This window comes from Massilia eburnea (assembly GCF_009720745.1).
In the GTDB taxonomy this organism is placed as follows: domain Bacteria; phylum Pseudomonadota; class Gammaproteobacteria; order Burkholderiales; family Burkholderiaceae_D; genus Rugamonas; species Rugamonas eburnea.
The window spans coordinates 1-1,471 of the sequence record NZ_WNKX01000059.1; the positions used below are offsets into that span (position 1 = coordinate 1).

2 rRNA genes are annotated in these 1,471 nt (G+C 49.4%); both read left to right on the forward strand.

What is annotated here, in order from left to right:
* A 16S ribosomal RNA gene (locus GM658_RS28540) occupies nt 1-82 on the forward strand; the annotation flags it as partial.
* A gap of 228 nt (nt 83-310) precedes the next feature.
* Nucleotides 311-1,471 (forward strand): 23S ribosomal RNA (locus tag GM658_RS28545); the annotation flags it as partial.

Below are 1,471 nucleotides of genomic sequence, written 5' to 3' on the forward strand. Positions count from 1 at the left end.
GCTTACCACGGTAGGATTCGTGACTGGGGTGAAGTCGTAACAAGGTAGCCGTATCGGAAGGTGCGGCTGGATCACCTCCTTTCTAGAGTCGGCATCAGACTCAAACGTTCACACTTATCGGCTGTTGGAACAAGAAGTCAAACGTAAGCGACCGCGCTTAGGTTTGAACTCTTATGTTCATCGTTCTTTAACAATCTGGAAGAAGTAAAAGTTTTATTAAGCGGATATCGAAAGATATCTACTTAGGGTAGTAGTAAAACTCATCAAACACAGTAGTAAGTGCTTGAACTTATAGCCGTCAAGGTTATAGGGACAAGTGAATAAGTGCACATGGCGGATGCCTTGGCGATTACAGGCGATGAAGGACGTAGAAGTCTGCGATAAGCTTCGGGGAGCTGACAAACAAGCTTTGATCCGAAGATTTCCGAATGGGGAAACCCGGCCTTTTAGGTCATCTCACACTGAATACATAGGTGTGTGAAGCGAACGCGGCGAACTGAAACATCTAAGTAGCTGCAGGAAAAGAAATCAACCGAGATTCCCAAAGTAGTGGCGAGCGAAATGGGAAGAGCCTGTACGTGATAGTCGTTCTGATAGTGGAATCCTCTGGAAATAGGAGCCATAGCGGGTGATAGCCCCGTACACGAAATCAGAGCGGTGGTACTAAGCGTACGACAAGTAGGGCGGGACACGAGAAATCCTGTCTGAACATGGGGGGACCATCCTCCAAGGCTAAATACTCGTAATCGACCGATAGTGAACCAGTACCGTGAGGGAAAGGCGAAAAGAACCCCGGGAGGGGAGTGAAATAGATCCTGAAACCGTGTGCATACAAACAGTCGGAGCCTCGCAAGGGGTGACGGCGTACCTTTTGTATAATGGGTCAGCGACTTACATTCAGTGGCGAGGTTAACCAGATAGGGGAGCCGTAGAGAAATCGAGTCCGAACAGGGCGCCAGTCGCTGGGTGTAGACCCGAAACCAAGTGATCTATCCATGGCCAGGTTGAAGGTGCGGTAACACGCACTGGAGGACCGAACCCACTAATGTTGAAAAATTAGGGGATGAGCTGTGGATAGGGGTGAAAGGCTAAACAAACTTGGAAATAGCTGGTTCTCTCCGAAAACTATTTAGGTAGTGCCTCAAGTATCACCGACGGGGGTAGAGCACTGTTATGGCTAGGGGGTCATCGCGACTTACCAAACCATTGCAAACTCCGAATACCGTTGAGTGCGAGCTTGGGAGACAGACATCGGGTGCTAACGTCCGGTGTCAAGAGGGAAACAACCCAGACCGCCAGCTAAGGTCCCAAAGATTGGCTAAGTGGAAAACGAAGTGGGAAGGCTAAAACAGTCAGGATGTTGGCTTAGAAGCAGCCATCATTTAAAGAAAGCGTAATAGCTCACTGATCGAGTCGTCCTGCGCGGAAGATGTAACGGGGCTAAGCCAGTCACCGAAGCTGCGGATATCCG